The sequence below is a fragment of the Prescottella sp. GW823-FHT02E09 genome (assembly GCF_058797375.1).
The window spans coordinates 244,346-261,047 of sequence record NZ_JBXAJP010000005.1; the positions used below are offsets into that span (position 1 = coordinate 244,346).

Annotated in this window: 15 protein-coding genes; 6 read left to right on the forward strand and 9 right to left on the reverse strand. The window is 69.1% G+C overall.

Translation table 11 applies throughout. The annotated features are described in order from the left end of the window. The first annotated feature begins 37 nt into the window (after positions 1-37). From AC1RIF_RS14720 to AC1RIF_RS14740, 5 genes are all read left to right on the forward strand, one after another. Positions 38-496: an acetyltransferase gene (locus tag AC1RIF_RS14720; protein WP_492602104.1), complete on the forward strand. Its 459-nt coding sequence runs from the start codon at positions 38-40 to the stop codon at positions 494-496. A 52-nt stretch (positions 497-548) separates the two neighbouring features. Further along, positions 549-2,660, forward strand: coding sequence for a RecQ family ATP-dependent DNA helicase (locus AC1RIF_RS14725; RefSeq protein ID WP_492602105.1), 2,112 nt, complete (start codon positions 549-551; stop codon positions 2,658-2,660). Between the two features lie 118 nt (positions 2,661-2,778). Next, positions 2,779-3,306, forward strand: coding sequence for a diaminobutyrate acetyltransferase (gene ectA / locus AC1RIF_RS14730; RefSeq protein WP_492602365.1), 528 nt, complete (start codon positions 2,779-2,781; stop codon positions 3,304-3,306). 17 nt (positions 3,307-3,323) lie between these two features. Beyond that, on the forward strand, positions 3,324-4,583 hold the full coding sequence (gene ectB / locus AC1RIF_RS14735) for a diaminobutyrate--2-oxoglutarate transaminase (protein WP_492602106.1): 1,260 nt from the start codon (positions 3,324-3,326) through the stop codon (positions 4,581-4,583). Between the two features lie 40 nt (positions 4,584-4,623). Further along, positions 4,624-5,040 carry an ectoine synthase gene (locus AC1RIF_RS14740; protein WP_492602107.1) on the forward strand — a complete coding sequence of 139 codons (417 nt, stop codon included), beginning with the start codon at positions 4,624-4,626 and terminating at the stop codon, positions 5,038-5,040. 60 nt (positions 5,041-5,100) lie between these two features. Here AC1RIF_RS14740 and AC1RIF_RS14745 read toward each other — a convergent pair whose 3' ends face one another. Together AC1RIF_RS14745 and AC1RIF_RS14750 are read right to left on the reverse strand one after the other, a co-directional pair. Further along, positions 5,101-7,005: a YhgE/Pip family protein gene (locus AC1RIF_RS14745; protein ID WP_492602108.1), complete on the reverse strand. Its 1,905-nt coding sequence runs from the start codon at positions 7,003-7,005 to the stop codon at positions 5,101-5,103. 145 nt (positions 7,006-7,150) lie between these two features. Beyond that, positions 7,151-7,624, reverse strand: a complete 474-nt coding sequence (locus AC1RIF_RS14750) for a VOC family protein (RefSeq protein WP_492602109.1) — start codon at positions 7,622-7,624, stop codon at positions 7,151-7,153. 69 nt (positions 7,625-7,693) lie between these two features. Here AC1RIF_RS14750 and AC1RIF_RS14755 point away from each other — a divergent pair, with 69 nt between their 5' ends. Beyond that, positions 7,694-8,512, forward strand: coding sequence for an NAD-dependent protein deacetylase (locus AC1RIF_RS14755; RefSeq protein ID WP_492602110.1), 819 nt, complete (start codon positions 7,694-7,696; stop codon positions 8,510-8,512). Positions 8,513-8,521: 9 nt separating this feature from the next. Here AC1RIF_RS14755 and proB read toward each other — a convergent pair whose 3' ends face one another. The 7 genes from proB to AC1RIF_RS14790 all read right to left on the reverse strand — a co-directional run bounded on the left by proB (position 8,522) and on the right by AC1RIF_RS14790 (position 16,638). After that, entirely contained in the window at positions 8,522-9,622 is a 1,101-nt protein-coding gene (gene proB / locus AC1RIF_RS14760) for a glutamate 5-kinase (RefSeq protein ID WP_492602111.1), read from the reverse strand. Then, positions 9,619-11,079: a GTPase ObgE gene (gene obgE / locus AC1RIF_RS14765; protein ID WP_492602112.1), complete on the reverse strand. Its 1,461-nt coding sequence runs from the start codon at positions 11,077-11,079 to the stop codon at positions 9,619-9,621. The genes proB and obgE overlap by 4 nt, the downstream gene beginning before the upstream one ends. Before the next feature lie 195 nt (positions 11,080-11,274). Next, positions 11,275-11,538 carry a 50S ribosomal protein L27 gene (rpmA, locus tag AC1RIF_RS14770; RefSeq protein WP_013416501.1) on the reverse strand — a complete coding sequence of 88 codons (264 nt, stop codon included), beginning with the start codon at positions 11,536-11,538 and terminating at the stop codon, positions 11,275-11,277. Between the two features lie 34 nt (positions 11,539-11,572). Continuing rightward, positions 11,573-11,884: a 50S ribosomal protein L21 gene (gene rplU / locus AC1RIF_RS14775; protein ID WP_005512259.1), complete on the reverse strand. Its 312-nt coding sequence runs from the start codon at positions 11,882-11,884 to the stop codon at positions 11,573-11,575. Positions 11,885-12,152: 268 nt separating this feature from the next. Then, a complete protein-coding gene (locus AC1RIF_RS14780; protein WP_492602113.1) occupies positions 12,153-15,410 on the reverse strand; it encodes a translation initiation factor IF-2 N-terminal domain-containing protein in 3,258 nt (1,085 codons plus the stop codon). A 457-nt stretch (positions 15,411-15,867) separates the two neighbouring features. After that, a complete protein-coding gene (gene ndk, locus AC1RIF_RS14785) occupies positions 15,868-16,287 on the reverse strand; it encodes a nucleoside-diphosphate kinase (RefSeq protein ID WP_492602114.1) in 420 nt (139 codons plus the stop codon). An 18-nt stretch (positions 16,288-16,305) separates the two neighbouring features. Continuing rightward, positions 16,306-16,638 carry a DUF4233 domain-containing protein gene (locus tag AC1RIF_RS14790; RefSeq protein ID WP_492602366.1) on the reverse strand — a complete coding sequence of 111 codons (333 nt, stop codon included), beginning with the start codon at positions 16,636-16,638 and terminating at the stop codon, positions 16,306-16,308. Positions 16,639-16,702: the final 64 nt, after the last annotated feature.

Sequence of the window (16,702 nt, forward strand, 5' to 3'; positions counted from 1 at the left end):
CTTGGCACGCTCGACGCCCGTCCGTACGGTCCACTCCGTGAACACACCGATCACTCCCGCGCTGCGCCCCTGCCTCGGACCCGAGGAGTGGCCCACGCTCGTGCGCATCTGGCGCAGCGCGGTGGAGGCGACCCACGTCTTCCTCGCCCCCGAGGACATCACCTTCTACGAATCACGGATGGCGAGCGACTACCTGCCCGCGGTCGATCTCACGGTGGCCGAGGTCGGTGGCAGTCCGGTCGGATTCTCCGGGATCGCCGGCAACTCCCTCGAAATGCTGTTCATCGACGACGCGTTCGGCGGTCGCGGCGTCGGCTCCCGCCTTCTCGACCGCGCGCTCGCCCACCACCCCGATCTGATCCTCGACGTCAACGAACAGAATCCGCAGGCTGTCGGGTTCTACCAGCACCACGGTTTCGTCACGACCGGCCGTTCGGAGACCGACAGCGATGGTCGGCCGTTCCCGATCCTCCACATGGCACGGTCGGCCGACTGAGCGGATCCACCTCACCACCGGTCCTGTCGGCCCCCTCGGGCACGATGGACCCATGACGACCTCGACCACCACCGAGTCCGCAGCCGATCTCCGCGACGAGGCCGAACGGTTGCTCCGCGAACTGGCCGGCCCGCAGGCCAGCCTGCGTGAGGACCAGTGGACGGCGATCGAGGCGCTGGTCGTCGGACGACGGCGTGCACTGGTGGTGCAGCGCACCGGCTGGGGCAAGTCCGCGGTGTACTTCATCGCCGCGAAGCTGCTGCGGGCGCACGGCCACGGGCCGACCGTGATCGTCTCGCCGCTGCTGGCCCTGATGCGCAACCAGGTCGCCTCCGCCGAACGCGCCGGCGTGCGCGCGGCCACGATCAACTCCGGCAACATGACGGAGTGGGACGAGATCCACCAGCGCGTCGCGGCCCGGGAACTGGACGTGCTGCTGGTCAGCCCCGAGCGTCTCAACAATCCCGACTTCCGCGACCAAGTCCTGCCGTCGCTCGCAGCCGACGCGGGCCTCGTCGTGGTCGACGAGGCGCACTGCGTCTCGGACTGGGGGCACGACTTCCGGCCCGACTACCGACGGATCCGCACCCTCGTCGAGGAGCTGGGCGAGGGCATCCCGGTGCTCGCCACCACCGCGACCGCGAACGACCGCGTCGTCGCGGACGTCTCGGCGCAACTGGGCGTCGGCGGCGCCGAGACGCTCGTGCTGCGCGGCGGCCTCGAGCGCGAGTCACTGCACATGTCCGTGGTCCGGATCGAGAACACCACCCAACGCGCCGCGTGGCTGGCCGAACACCTCGACGAACTGCCGGGGTCCGGCATCGTCTACACCCTCACCGTGTCCGCGGCGCGGGACCTGGCGAGCCTGTTGGCGGACCGCGGCCACCGCGTCGCCGCGTACACCGGGCAGACCGACGCCGCCGAACGCGAGGCGCTCGAGACCGACCTCCTGAACAACGAGGTCAAGGCGCTGGTCGCGACGTCGGCACTGGGGATGGGCTTCGACAAGCCGGATCTGGGATTCGTGGTGCACCTCGGCGCACCCTCGTCGCCGATCTCGTACTACCAGCAGGTGGGCCGCGCCGGCCGATCCACCGACAGCGCCGAGGTGGTTCTGCTGCCCGGTAGCGAGGACCAGCAGATCTGGAGCTACTTCGCGTCGGTGTCGTTCCCGCGCGAACACATCGTGCGCAAGGTCATCGACGTCCTCGACACCGAACGTCCGCAGTCCACGCAGGCGCTCGAACCGCTCGTCGAACTCAACCGGACCCGGCTCGAACTGGTCCTCAAGGTCCTCGACGTCGACGGAGCCGTCCGACGGGTCCGCGGCGGCTGGGTCGCTACCGGTCAGCCCTGGACGTACGACGCGGAACGCTACGGCCGCCTCGAGATCGCACGGCAGGCCGAGCAGGACGCGATGCTCGAATACGAGCGCACCGACGAGTGCCGTATGACCTTTCTGCGCCGCCAGCTCGACGACCCCGGGCTGGGCGACGGGGACGGCCGCTGCGGCCGCTGCGACAACTGCGCGGGCCCCAAGTACAGCGCCACTGTCAGCGAGGCGGCGGTCGCCGACACCAGGCAGCGGCTCGAACGTCCCGGTATCGATCTGCTCCCCCGCAAGCAGTGGCCCACCGGTATGGCGAAGCTGGGAATCAGCCTGTCCGGCAAGATCACCGACGGACCCGACACTGGACGCGTCCTGGGCCGGCTGTCCGACCTCGGCTGGGGACAGCGCCTGCGCACGCTGCTCGACGGACCCGACGCGCCCGTCCCCGACGCCGTCGTCGACGCGTGCATCGAGGTCCTCGCGGCCTGGGACTGGGCGGAGCGACCCGCCTCCGTCATGTGCCTCGAGTCCCCCACCCACCCGGTGCTCATGCGCTCCCTGACCGCCCGGCTCGCCGAGGTGGGTCGGCTCACCGACCTGGGAGTGCTGCACGAGAGACCGGATCATCCCCCCGTCTCGGCGGCCAACTCGGCCTATCGTGTCGCCGGCCTCGACGGCGCGTGGGAGGTACCCGATCTCACCGGAATCGACCGCCCGGTGCTGCTGCTCGACGCCGTCACCGACACGGGCTGGACGCTGACGATGGCGGCGCGGATCCTCCGCAGGGCAGGAGCTCCCTCCGTCCTTCCTTTCGCGCTCGCCACCCCCAAGTGATACCGAACGTGACCAGGCTCACATTGAGTGCCCCACCTGCACGACTACGGGGTCTCTTCTGCCCGATTTCCGGGGATCCGTGAAATCGGGGCGCGGGGTTGTTACGTTCGATTCATCAATGACGCCAATACAAACGCGAGTTACCCCGACCACCGTGCCGGACGCGGTGGAGTTCCGTAAGCCACAGATCTCAGACGGAGTCCGGCTCTGGGAGATCGCAAAAGATTCACAGACGCTCGACGTCAACTCGAGCTACTCATACCTGTTGTGGTGTAGAGACTTTCACGACACTTCGATCGTCTCCACCGTCGACGGCCGGGTGACCGGATTCGTCACCGGATACATTCGCCCCGAGGCCCCGGACACCCTGTTCGTGTGGCAGGTGGCCGTCGACGCCGCCCAGCGAGGCCGGGGACTGGCCGGACGCATGCTGAACGATCTCTTGGACCGCGTTGCACTGCAAGGCGTCTGGAACCTGGAGACCACGATCAGCCCGGGCAATGTCGCGTCCATCGCGCTGTTCACATCCGTGGCCCATCGCAGGGGGTGGACGATCACCAATCGGAAGCTGTTTTCCCCGAACGACTTTCCCGACGTGCATGCAGCTGAGGATCTCTACACGATCTCGCCGCAGCACGCTTCCTGAGGAAGGAACATTCACTCATGACCACTGTCGAGACCAGCATCTTCGAATCCCTCGAATCCGAGGTGCGGAGCTACAGCCGGAACTGGCCGACCGTCTTCGAGTCGGCGTCCGGAGCCTGGATCCGTGACGAGTCGGGCCGTGACTACCTGGACTTCTTCGCCGGGGCGGGCGCCCTCAACTACGGGCACAACAACCCCGTCATGAAACAGGCCCTGATCGACTACATCGCGGGCGACGGCATCACTCACGGCCTGGACATGTCGACCGTCGCCAAACGCGACTTCCTGAAGAGCTTCCAGCGCAACATCCTCGAGCCCCGCGGGCTCGACTACAAGGTCCAGTTCCCCGGGCCCACCGGAACCAACTCGGTGGAGGCCGCACTGAAACTGGCCCGCAAGGCCACCGGTCGCGAGTCGATCATCAACTTCACCAATGCTTTTCACGGCATGACGTTGGGTGCACTGTCGGTCACCGGCAACTCCATGAAACGCGCCGGCGCAGGTGTGCCGTTGGTGCACGCGACGCCGATGCCGTTCGACAACTACCTCGGTGGCGTCACCGACGACTTCCAGTGGTTCGAGCGGGTCCTGGACGACTCGGGCAGCGGACTCAACCGCCCGGCCGCGGTGATCGTCGAGACCGTGCAGGGTGAGGGTGGCGTCAACGTCGCCCGGCCGGAATGGCTGCGCGCCCTGTCCGACCTGTGCACCCGCCGCGACATCCTGCTGATCGTCGACGACGTCCAGATGGGCTGCGGACGCACCGGCCCGTTCTTCTCGTTCGAGGTCGCGGGCATCACCCCGGACATCGTCACGCTGTCGAAGTCGATCGGCGGCTACGGCCTGCCGATGGCCTTGACGCTGTTCAAGCCGGAACTGGACCTGTGGGCGCCGGGCGAGCACAACGGCACGTTCCGCGGCAACAACCCGGCGTTCGTGACCGCGACGGCCGCCCTCGACCACTACTGGTCGGACGACGCGCTGCATCGGTCCACGCTCGCCAAGGGGGCGCGGATCAATCAGATCTTCTCGAACCTGGCAGTGACCTTCGACGGCGTGAGCACGCGCGGCCGCGGCATGGTGCAGGGTCTCGTGTTCGACGATCCCGGGATGGCCGTGAAGGTGTGCGGCCTCGCGTTCGACGAGGGACTGCTCGCCGAGACGTCCGGCCCGTCGGACGAGGTGGTCAAGCTGCTGCCCCCGCTCACCATCACCGACGCCGAGCTCGATCATGGCCTGAGCATCCTGGCGGAGGCCACCGCCAAGGTCTTCGCCTGATCGCCCCCACGCGCACATTTCAGCGACGAGAGGAACTTTCATGATCGTTCGCACCACCGACGACATCACCGACACCGACCGCGACATCACGAGCGAGGACGGCAACTGGCGCAGCAAGCGCATCGTCCTCGCGGGCGACGGCGTGGGATTCTCGTTCCACGAGACCACGATTCGCGCGGGATCGGTCAACGAATTCCACTACGCGAACCACATCGAGGCGGTGTGGCTGGTCGAGGGCGACGGCATCCTCACCGACCTGGACAGCGGCGAGGTGTACCAGTTGCGGCCCGGGTCGATGTACCTGCTGGACGGCCACGAACGGCACCGCGTGGAGCCCGTCACCCAGATGCGCATGCTGTGCGTGTTCAATCCCCCGGTGACCGGCCGCGAGGTGCACGACGAGAACGGGGTATACCCCCTGATCACGGCCGACGACGCCGAGCGCGCCGCCTCGTAGGTCCGAACGAGCAGGCAGGTCCCGGTCGATTCGTCGACCGGGACCTGCCTGCTCGCGTGATCAGCCGATCCGCTCCATCACGATGGTCGGATCGTCCATCGGAGGAACGTCCTCCACCGCCGGTTCCTGGCGGCGCCGCCACCAGATGGTGAAGGCCACCGCGGCGACGACGAGCGCGGCGAGCGCCGCAACCGCGATCCAGAAGCGCGGTCCGTAGTACCCGACGAGCACCATGCGCATCGCGTTGCGGGCCCACGTCAACGGCATCAGCGCGTGCAGCCACTGCACCGGCGCCGGCATCTGCTCGATCGGATAGACCGCGCCGAACGCGAAGATCTGGATCATCAACGCGCCCAGGGCGATGAAGGTGCCGTTGACCGCACCGAAGACGACGGTGAACAGTCGGCCCGACGCGACCGCCGCCGCACCGACGAGGATCATCACCGCGATCATCGCGAGCACGCTGGGCGGGTCCACGTCGGCCACCACGAGCGCCACCACCGACAGCGTCAGGGCCGCGACGAGGGTCACCAGCGCCGGGATCCGGTAGCGGCGCAGACCCTCCCGCACGACGCCCGCGTGGACGCGCTGCGGACGGCCCGGGCGAGGTCGCACCACGAACCAGGTCAGGATGCCGCACAGGAACAGCATCACCGACATCACGGCGGGCACCGCGCCCGGACCGAACCCGGCGGCCGGGTTGGGGTTGCGGGCGTCCACCTCGACCGGCGAGGAGAGCAGGTTCGCGGTGGTGGCGCGCTCCGCCTCGGTGAACTGCGGGACCTGCTTGGCACCGTCGGACAGTCCGGTCGCGAGCTGCGCGCTGCCTTCGTCGAGCTGGCCGACGCCCTTCGAGAGCTCGCCGAGGCCGTCGCGCAGCTGGACACTGCCGGGGGCGAGCTGTCCGAGTCCGGTCGACAGTTCGTTCGCCCCGGTCGCGAGCTGGTGCGCGCCCTGCGAGAGCTCGCCGAGTCCCGAGTTCAGCTCGCCCGCGCCCGCCGTGGCCGCCATCAGTCCGCCGCGGTAGTCGGCGGTGGGGTCGGTGAGCTGACGCGCGAGTTCGCGCGCCCCGTCCCGCAGTTCCGCGAGTTGTCCACCGATCTCGCCGGACTCGCCGACGATGGCCAGCACGGGACCGGTCACCATGTCGACGATCTCGCTGATCTGCTTGGCGCCGGCGCCGAGCTCGTCGGTGCCACCGACGAGCTGGCTGAGCCCGGCGCTCAGTTCGCCCGAACCGGCAGCCGCCTCGTCGGCTCCCGCCGCGAGCTGGCCCGCGCCGGTGGCGAGTTCCTTACCACCCGCGTTGGCCTGGCCGAGCCCGGTCGCGAGTTCCTGGCTGCCCGCGTACAGCTGGTTCGTGCCGGCGAGGGCTTCTCCGGTGCCGTCGGAGAGTTGCTGTGCGCCCGCTGCCGCCTCGCCCATCCCCTTGCCCACGTCACCGAGGCCGACGAGGACCTGGTCGACGGACTGTTCCCCGATCGACTCGGAGACCGCCGACCGCACCTGCGCCATCACGCTCTCGCCGACGGGGGTCGCGACGAGGCTGTTGTAGTCGTTGTAGACGACGTCGAGTTGCGCCTTGCGTCCGGAGCCGCTCGCCGCACTCGCGACGTCGGCACTGAACGTCTCCGGGATGACCACCGAGAAGTAGTAGGTGCCGTCGTCGACGCCGGTCTGCGCGTCCTGCGGCGAGACGACCTTCCACGAGACGTCGCCGCTCTCGACGAGGGCGGCCACCACCTCGTCACCGGCGACGATGCGGGTGCCGTCGACGTCGGCGCCCGCGTCGGAATTCACGATCGCGACGGGCATCCGGTTCACGGTGTCACCCGGGTCCCACAGGGCCCACATGTAGAACGCCGCGAGGGACAGCGGCGCGATCACGACGATCGCCAGGATCGTGCGGATCACGTGAGCGCGGCGAGCCGACGGGCCTGCGGCACTGCTCTGGGTTGGCACCATGAAGGGCTCTCTCTCGTGGACCGAGACGCGCCGGACGAACGAGTGGCCGCCGACTGCGCTGGACATACGTCCAAATCGGACACGATAGAGAGTGCCGGACCTCGGAGTGGGCGCTTTCACGAAATTGCCCACCCCGATCGGCGGATCAGCTCACGGGGTCGGGGAAGAACAACTCCCGCGCCCGGCGAGCCACCTCGTCCGACGGGACGTCCTCGATCCGGGTACAGACGGCCCAGCGGTGCCCGAACGGGTCGAGGAACACCCCGTGCCGGTCGCCGGAGAACGTGTCCGCCACCGGCGTGACGAGGATCGCGCCCGCTCGCACCGCGGCGGCGACGAACGCGTCGGTGTCCTCGACGTACACCACCAGCGAGGAGTGTACCCAGCCCGGCTCGGGCGCCTTCAACCCGAAGTCGGGCATCTCCTGAGACAGCTGGAGCATCGAGTCGCCGATCCGGATCTCGGCGTGCATCACGGTGCCGTCCGGCGCGTCCATCCGGTCGACGATCACCGCGCCGAGACCACGGACGTAGAAGTCCAGGGCCGCGTCGCCGTCGGGGACCGCCAGGTAGGGGGTGAGGGTTCGGTATCCGTCCGGAACAGGGTTCACATCAGTCATGCCGACCAGTGTCGGCCGCCGGCACCCGTATGGATTGAACGGATCGGACACGCGCCTACCCTGGATCGGGTGATCGACCGAATGCTCGACCTGCTCCGGGGTCGCCGCGTGTGTGTACTGACCGGCGCGGGCATCTCCACCGATTCCGGGATACCCGACTACCGGGGGCCGGACTCCCCGCCGCGGAACCCGATGACCTACCAGCAGTTCGTCGGCGACCCGTCGTTCCGGCGGCACTATTGGGCCCGCAATCACCTCGGCTGGCGGCACATGGATGCCGCCCGGCCCAACGCCGGCCACCGTGCGCTCGCCGCGCTCGAGGGCGCCGGTGTCGTGCACGGCGTGATCACCCAGAACGTCGACCTGCTGCACACCAAGGCCGGCAGCCGGCACGTCATCGACCTCCACGGCAGCTACGCGCAGGTCCGCTGTCTCGACTGCGGACACCGGATGTCGCGGATGACGCTCGCCGAGCGCCTCGACGCTGCGAACCCCGGTTTCGCCGAGACCGTCGCCGCCGCAAGCGGTGTGGAGATCGCACCAGACGCCGACGCCGTCGTGGAGAGCACCGAGCACTTCCGGATGGTGGACTGCGCCGCGTGCGGCGGCATGCTCAAGCCTGACATCGTGTACTTCGGCGAGAGCGTCCCCAAGCCACGTGTCGCGGCGGCCTTCGAGATGGTCACCGGCGCCGACGCGCTGCTGGTCGTCGGCTCGTCGCTCACGGTGATGTCCGGACTCCGGTTCGTGCGCCGCGCCGCCCGCGACGGAACACCGGTCGTCATCGTCAACCGCGGCACCACCCGCGGCGACGAGTTCGCCGCCCTCAAGCTCGAGCAGGGCAGCTCCGAGGTCCTGCAGTCGCTCGCCGCCGCCCTGCCCCGCTGAGCGAACTCCCTACAGCGGCACCAGATCGTCGGCGTGAACCACCGGCCGGTGCATGTCCGCCGGCAGATCCGTCGTCGAGCGACCCAGCATCTCCTCGATCTCGGACGAGTCGTACGCCACGACGCCACGCGCCACGGGACGCTCCTCCGGACCGATGAGCGAGACGACGTCGCCGCCGTAGAAGCGGCCGCCGACCGCGGTGATACCGGCCGGCAGCAGCGAGCGCCGACGCTCGACGACGGCGCGCACCGCGCCTGCGTCCAGGTGCAGAGCGCCCTGGGTGTCGGCCGCGTGCCGCACCCAGAACTTGCGCGCCGACATCCGGTGCGGCCGCGCCGCGAACACCGTGCCGACGTCCGCCGATGTGAGGGCCGTGGCCGCGTCGGACGCCGCCGTCAGCAGTACCGGCACGCCCGAGTCGGCGGCCAGACGCGCGGCGGACAGCTTGGACGCCATCCCGCCGGTGCCGAGTGCGCCCCCGGAGCCGGCCACCACACCGTCGAGATCCTCGGGGCTGTTGACCTCGGGAATCAGTGTGGCCCCACCCTTTCGGGGATCACCGTCGTACAGCCCGTCGACATCCGACAGCAGCACCAGCGCGTCCGCGCCCACCAGGTGCGCGACGAGCGCGGCGAGCCGGTCGTTGTCACCGAACCGCAGTTCGGTGGTCGCGACGGTGTCGTTCTCGTTGACGATCGCGACCGCATGCAGCGCCCGCAAGCGGTCGAGGGTGCGCTGCGCGTTGCGATGCTGCGTGCGGCGGGCGATGTCGTCGGCGGTGAGCAGCACCTGACCGACGGTGCGGCCGTAGCGCGCGAACGACGTACCCCACGCGTGGGCCAGCGCCAGCTGACCCACGCTCGCCGCGGCCTGCTTGGTCGCGAGATCCCTGGGGCGGTGCGTCAATCCGAGCGGTGCCAGGCCGGCGCCGACCGCGCCGGACGAGACGACGACCACGTCGGAACCTGCCCGCATCCGCGCCTCGAGCGCGTCCGCGAGCAGGTTGAGCCGTCCCACGTCCAGCCCGCCGATCAGACTGGTGAGTGCCGACGACCCGATCTTGACGACGATGCTGCGCGCCGACGCGATGGCGGCCCTGGTCTCACTCACTTGTCTTTGGGATCCTCACTCGGCAGTCCGCGCCGCGCCCGCTGCGCATGCTTACGTTCGGCGGCCCCGATGCGGTCGACCTGGTCCAGTCGCGCGTCGGTGCCGCGGCCGGTCCGCACGACGTCGACACCCGCCGCGGTCTGCGGCTCCCACTCGAAACCGACGTCGCCGATCGTGACGAACGCGCCCGGCTCGGCGCCCTGCTTGACCAGTTCGTCCTCGACGCCGAGACGGGCCAGGCGGTCCGCCAGGTAGCCGACAGCCTCGTCGTTGTCGAACGCCGTCTGCCGCACCCACCGCTCGGGCTGGGTACCGCGGACGATGAATCCGCCGGGGTTCTCCGGGTCGGCGATGACGCTGAAGCCGGTCTCCTTGGCGGCGATCGGGCGGATCACCTGACGCTTGGGCTCCGCCGGCGGATGCGCCTCACGGTAGTCGGCCACCATCTTTGCGAGCGCGAAGGTCAAGGGCCGCAGGCCGTCCCGGCTGACGGCCGAGATCGTGAACACCGGCCAGCCGCGGGCCTCGAAGTCCGGAGTCACCATCTCGGCGAGCTCGGCGGCCTCGGGGACGTCGGCCTTGTTGAGGATCACGATGCGTGGACGGTCCGCGAGATCACCGAGGCTCGCGTCACCCTTCAGCGCCGGCTGGTACGCCGACAGCTCCGCCTCGAGGGCGTCGACGTCGGAAATCGGATCGCGTCCCGGCTCGAGCGTCGCGCAGTCCACGACGTGCGCGAGGACCGCGCAGCGCTCGAGGTGCCGCAGGAAGTCCAGGCCGAGGCCACGCCCCTCGCTCGCGCCCGGGATCAGCCCCGGCACGTCGGCCACGGTGAACGTGGTGTCGCCACTCGAGACGACACCCAGGTTCGGCTGCAGCGTGGTGAACGGGTAGTCGCCGATCTTCGGCTTCGCGGCCGACAGGACGGACACCAGCGACGACTTGCCGGCGGAGGGGAACCCGACGAGACCCACGTCGGCAACCGACTTGAGTTCGAGGATCAGGTCACCGGCCTCGCCTTCCTCACCGAGCAGCGCGAAGCCAGGAGCCTTACGCGCCTTCGAGGCCAGCGAAGCGTTGCCGAGGCCGCCTCTGCCGCCTCGGGCCGCGACGAACCGGCTTCCGATTCCGATGAGATCGGCGAGGACCTCACCGCCCTTGTCGACGACGACGGTACCGTCGGGCACCTTGAGGATCAGGTCCGAACCGTTGGCACCCTCACGGTTGCCGCCCATTCCCTGAGTACCGCTGGTCGCCTTCGCGCGGGGATGGAAGTGGAAGTCGAGGAGGGTGTGGACGTTGCCGTCCACCTCGAGCACGACATCTCCGCCGCGACCACCGTTTCCACCATCGGGGCCGCCGAGCGGCTTGAACTTCTCGCGGTGGACGGAGGCGCAACCATTGCCGCCTTTTCCGGCGCTGACGTGCAGCACCACGCGGTCAATGAATCGGGACATGACTGCCGGATCCTTCCTCAGTCAAAGATCTTGCGGTTGATGCAGTGTGACGGAGACGACTCACTGCGGTGAAAACGACAGTAGGGGCGGGCAGGGTTTGAGACCCTGGCCCGCCCCTACTGGGAGATCGGAACGGAATCGAAACTCGTCAGCGTATCGATACGATGAGAGCCCGAACCGTAAGTGGCAGCAGACCTAGGCCTCTGCCGCGACCGGAACGATGTTCACGGTCTTGCGTCCACGCTTGGTGCCGAACTCGACGGCGCCCGCAGCGAGAGCGAACAGGGTGTCGTCACCGCCACGACCGACGTTGACGCCGGGGTGGAAGTGGGTGCCACGCTGGCGCACGAGGATCTCACCGGCGCTGACGGACTGGCCGCCGAAGCGCTTGACGCCGAGTCGCTGTGCGTTTGAATCGCGACCGTTACGGGAGCTGGATGCACCCTTCTTATGTGCCATGTCGAATCCCTCCAGGAATCGGTGAAAGCTCGAGCTACTTGATGCCGGTGACCTTGAGGACCGTCAGCTTCTGACGGTGACCCTGGCGCTTGTGGTAGCCGGTCTTGTTCTTGAACTTGTGGATCCGGATCTTCGGGCCCTTGGTGTGCTCGACGACCTCACCGGTCACGGAGATCTTCGCCAGCTTGTCGGCGTCGGTGGTCAGCTCGGACCCATCGACCACGAGGACCGGGGCAAGCGAGACAGCGGTGCCGGGCTCACCCTCGATCTTCTCGACCTTGACGAGGTCACCAACAGCGACCTTGTACTGCTTTCCGCCGGTCTTGACGATCGCGTACGTTGCCATCGGACGGCTACCCCTTGCTACTTCGAACGTGCTCGCGCCGCTGCCGTGAAGGCTTTTCAGTGCTGCGCGACTGGTCTGGTGTGGCGGCTACCCCTTGCGCGCCCGTGGTATGCCCAAATCGGGCGCAGCAGAGCGGTATCGCCGGGTAGCGACCGGTCAAGATTACGGGACGGCGGCCGTCAGGGTCAAACTGGCGGGTCGACCTGTCCCGTTGCGGCAGTCCGCCGCCCCGTGTCACGCACGGAGCGGCGCACTGCCACGGCATTCGTCAGGCCTCGGCATCCACCGGCGGGCCTGCAGGACGTGCAGCGGCGCGGCGGCGGCGCGGACGACGTGCCGCCGCGGGCGCCTCACCGTCCACCGGCGCTGACGCTTCCACGGGTGCGGGAGCGGCCTCCGAGACACCGGACGGCGCCGATTCGGGCTCCGGCACGGTCTCGGCCTCGGCCTCGGCCTCGGCCTCCGTGACCGGTATCACGAACACCGTTCCCGTATCGGGGGTCTCACCGGCCGGGGCGGCTGCCGCGCGGGAAACCCGCCGGCTCCGTCGGCGGCCCCGAGGGGCCGCCTCCTTCTCCGCCTCGGTGTCGGAAGCCTCGGGCTCGGGCGTCGGCTCCGGTTCCGGCGTCGACTCGGGCTTCGTCTGGGGCTGGGACTCGAGATCGGCCCGCGCCTCGCGCGGCGCGTCCTCGTCCGGATGTGCCTCGTGCTCACCGTGATGCGAGGCCATCGCGAGTGCCACGGGATGCGCCCGCTTGACGGTCGCGTCCGCAGCCAACTCTTCGGGGCTCGGGTGCAGTTGCGCCTGCTGCCCGTCGGCCGCGGGTTCCGGAGCAGCCGCGGCGGCGCGGTCGCGCCCACGCTTCTTGCGGCCGCCCGACTCCTTGGCCTGGCCGCGGCCACCGTCGTCGGTCGACTTCACCTCGACGGGCTCGGTGTGCACGATGATCCCGCGACCGTGGCAGTGCTCACACGTCGTGGAGAATGCCTCGACCAGGCCGGTACCCAGCTTCTTGCGGGTCATCTGGACCAGGCCGAGCGAGGTGACCTCGGAGACCTGGTGGCGGGTGCGGTCCCGGCCCAGCGCCTCCGTGAGGCGGCGCAGGACCAGGTCGCGGTTGGACTCGAGCACCATGTCGATGAAGTCGACGACGATCATCCCGCCGATGTCGCGCAGCCGCATCTGCCGCACGATCTCCTCGGCCGCCTCGAGGTTGTTCCGCGTCACGGTCTCCTCGAGGTTGCCGCCCGCACCGGTGAACTTTCCGGTGTTGACGTCGACCACGGTCATCGCCTCGGTGCGATCGATCACCAGCGTGCCACCCGAGGGCAGCCAGACCTTCCGGTCCAGCGCCTTGGCGAGCTGCTCGTCGATCCGATGCGTCTCGAAGACATCCGGGGCACCGGACTCCACGACGTGCCGCTCCACTCGCGGCAGCAGGTCCGGCGCCACGGTCTTGATGTACGTCTCGACCGTGCTCCAGGCCTTCTCACCCTCGATCACGAGCTTCGAGAAGTCCTCGTTGAAAAGATCCCGGACGACCTTCACCAGCAGATCGGGCTCCTCGTACAGCGCATGAGGCGTGCCCGACTTGCCCTCCTTCGCCTTCGCGGCCTGCTCCTCGATGGTCGCCCACTGCGTCTGCAGTCGGGTGACGTCGCGCGACAGCTCTTCCTCGCTGACACCCTCGGACGCCGTCCGGATGATCACACCGGCGTCGGCCGGCACGATCTCGCGGAGAATCTCCTTGAGGCGCTTGCGCTCGGTGTCGGGCAGCTTGCGGCTGATACCGGTCGACGTGCCGCCCGGCACGTAGACCAGGAATCGTCCGGCCAAACTGATCTGCGTCGTCAGACGGGCACCCTTGTGTCCGACCGGGTCCTTGCTGACCTGGACCAGCACCTGGTCGCCGGGCCGCAGGGCCTGCTCGATCTTGCGCGAATTGCCGCCGAGACCGGCCGCCTCCCAGTTGACCTCACCGGCGTAGAGAACGCCGTTGCGGCCACGCCCGATGTCGATGAACGCGGCCTCCATGCTGGGCAGCACGTTCTGGACGCGACCGAGGTAGACGTTGCCGACCATCGACGACGAGGACGACCCCGTGACGAAGTGCTCCACCAGTACGCCGTCCTCGAGGACCGCGACCTGCGTGGACGCCGCCGGGTTGGTGCCGCCGACCTTCTCGCGGACGACCATGACCCGGTCGACCGCCTCGCGGCGTGCCAGGAACTCGGACTCGCTGAGGATCGGAGGACGGCGACGGCCGGCGTCGCGACCGTCACGACGGCGCTGACGCTTGGCCTCCAGCCGCGTCGATCCGCTGATGCCCTGGACCTCGTCCTTGGGGGCGCGAGCCTTGTTGCGCGGTTCACGCTCGTGAACGACGGTGTTCGGCGGATCGTCCTCGGACGAGACGTCCCCGTCGCTGCCGCCCTTGCGACGACGACGGCGGCGACGACGACGGCTGCTGCCGTCGCCGGACTCGTCGGACTCGGACTGCTCGTCCTCGGCAGACTCACCGGATTCGGGCGCCTCGGCAGCTTCCGCGGCGTCGCCCTCGGCTACCGGCGCCGTGTCGGCCTTCTCGGCCTTGTCGGTCTCTTCGGGCTCGTCCGACTCGGTGCCGTCCGCCTGCTGCTCGCCACGACCGCGGCCACGGCCACGGCGTCCACGACGACGGCGCCGCTGCTGCTCGCCGCCCTCGCCCTCGCTCTCGCCGCCGTCGCCGCCATCGGCGCCGGTGGTGCCCTCGGGGGCTTCGGTGGTTTCGGTACCCTCGGCGCCCTCGCGGGTGCCGGAGGCATCGGACGGGGCCACGACCTCGTCGGCCACGGCAGCCGGTGCGGCTTCGTCGGCCTGGGTCTGCGACTCGTCGGTCACCTCGGGGGCGGCAGCAGCACGACGGCTGCGACGACGACGCGGAGCGGGCTCGGCGGCGGCCGCTTCGGGCTGGAGGAACAGCGGAGCCTGCACCACTGCGGGGGCGGTGGTCGGCTCGTGCCCTGCGGCGAGTTCCACGTTGGTGAAGAGCCCGGTGAAGTCGTCGCCGGGGCCGGCCGACTCGACCGGGGCGGCCTCGGTCTCGGGGGCCTCGGTCTCGGGAGCCTCGGTCTCGGGGGCCTCGGTGATCGGTTCGGCGGCGACCGCAGCCTTCGGGGCGGCCTTCTTACGTGCCCTCTTGCGGGGCGCGGGCTTCTCGGTCGGCGCAGCCTCCGCCGGCCCGGCTTCGGTGGCGACTGCCTCCGGGGCGGACTCCACGGTCGGCTCCGGAGCAGCGGTCTCCGTCGCACCGGACACCGTGGCGTGGATGCGCTCGGCGATATCGCGCTGCAGGCTGGACTGCGCGCTGCGCAACTCGGTGCCCAGCGCTGCCGCCTCCGCGAGGACCTGCTTGCTCGTGACACCGAGCAGCTTGGCGAGCGCGTGGACACGGATCTTCTCGGGGAGTACCGGGGTGGTACTCGGGTCGACCGACGCTTCCGCGATCGGTTCCTGAACACTTTCGGGCGGCGCTTGATCGGCCACGTATTCTCCTCGAGCCCCCGGGCGCGTCCATCCGTCTGTCGATCGAATGTGACGCGGCCGCGCGGGGGCGATGGTTGTGTACTCGCACCCCGGGGGCACGAGATTGTATGGTCTCGCTCCACGTGGTTCGCAGTGTCCGTTGATCACTGCGGAATCGCGCGGTGCCTGGCTGGATGGCGGCGATCCACGGCGCGGGCGCCTGACCGTTCACGACGTGAGCGCCTGATCATCCAGCGTGCCGGACGGAACAGGGATTACCTGCGCCGGTAGGGCAGCGATGACGGGCTTCGCACCGTGATGTCATCCGATCGGATCCGCGTGGAGCCAAATTGCGGTCCGACCGATTTCAGTATCCCACACCTGGGCCGGGTGTCCTCTCATCGGCGCACCGATAGGTGACAAAACAAAAGGACGCTCCGCGGGCACGACGGCCCGGGAGCGTCCCGAGTTGTGGGCCTCAGGCCCGAGCGAGCTGGGGAAACCAGAGAGCGATCTCACGCTCGGCCGACTCGACGGAGTCCGATCCGTGGACCAGATTCTGTCCGCCGTCGAGGGCGAGGTCGGCGCGGATGGTGCCGGGGACTGCCTTCTCCACCGGGTCGGTGCCGCCGGCGATCTGACGGAACGCGGCGATCGCACGCGGGCCTTCGAGGACGGCGGCCACGAGCGGGCCGGAGGTGATGAAGTCGAGCAGCCCCGGGTAGAACGGCTTGCCTTCGTGTTCGGCGTAGTGCGTCGCGGCGACGTCGCCGGATGCGGTCCGCAGCTCCATCGCCGCAATGGTCAGACCCTTGCGTTCGATGCGGGAGAGGATCTCGCCGACGTAGCCACGGGCCACGCCGTCGGGCTTGATCAGTACCAGGGTGCGCTCAGTCACGGCGAACAGCCTAGACGGTCAGTCTCGTTGCCCCGGCAGCAGACCCCGCTCGATCCGGCGCGTGATGTCCTTGCGCAGGTACACGATGTACAACCACACCGCACCGAACAGAAGCCCGATCACGCCGAGTGCCGTGTCGATGAAGAAGCCGAGAACGGTGAGGACCTGCAGCGTCAGGTTGAACTTCATCGCCCACGGCCGTCCCTGCACTCCGGCACCCAGGATCATCAGCAGCGCCAGCACGCAGATGTACAGACCCGACGCCCACGTCAGGCCCTTCGCGTTGACGACGGCGACGACGGGCAACGCCAGCAGCACCACGATCGCCTCGAGGATGAGGGTTCCCGCCATCACGCCGCGGAAGCCCTTCCACGGATCCTTCGCCGGCGGGCGGAACCCGGACTGGGAGTTCTCT

Excerpts from the sequence above, each read along its gene's own strand:
- AC1RIF_RS14725 (WP_492602105.1), top strand. The coding sequence starts at position 549 with ATGACGACCTCGACCACCACCGAGTCCGCAGCCGATCTCCGCGACGAG.
- ectA (WP_492602365.1), top strand. The coding sequence starts at position 2,779 with ATGACGCCAATACAAACGCGAGTTACCCCGACCACCGTGCCGGACGCG.
- ectB (WP_492602106.1), top strand. The coding sequence starts at position 3,324 with ATGACCACTGTCGAGACCAGCATCTTCGAATCCCTCGAATCCGAGGTG.
- AC1RIF_RS14740 (WP_492602107.1), top strand. The coding sequence starts at position 4,624 with ATGATCGTTCGCACCACCGACGACATCACCGACACCGACCGCGACATC.
- AC1RIF_RS14745 (WP_492602108.1), bottom strand. The coding sequence starts at position 7,005 with ATGGTGCCAACCCAGAGCAGTGCCGCAGGCCCGTCGGCTCGCCGCGCT.
- AC1RIF_RS14750 (WP_492602109.1), bottom strand. The coding sequence starts at position 7,624 with ATGACTGATGTGAACCCTGTTCCGGACGGATACCGAACCCTCACCCCC.
- obgE (WP_492602112.1), bottom strand. The coding sequence starts at position 11,079 with ATGTCCCGATTCATTGACCGCGTGGTGCTGCACGTCAGCGCCGGAAAA.
- rpmA (WP_013416501.1), bottom strand. The coding sequence starts at position 11,538 with ATGGCACATAAGAAGGGTGCATCCAGCTCCCGTAACGGTCGCGATTCA.
- rplU (WP_005512259.1), bottom strand. The coding sequence starts at position 11,884 with ATGGCAACGTACGCGATCGTCAAGACCGGCGGAAAGCAGTACAAGGTC.
- AC1RIF_RS14790 (WP_492602366.1), bottom strand. The coding sequence starts at position 16,638 with ATGGCGGGAACCCTCATCCTCGAGGCGATCGTGGTGCTGCTGGCGTTG.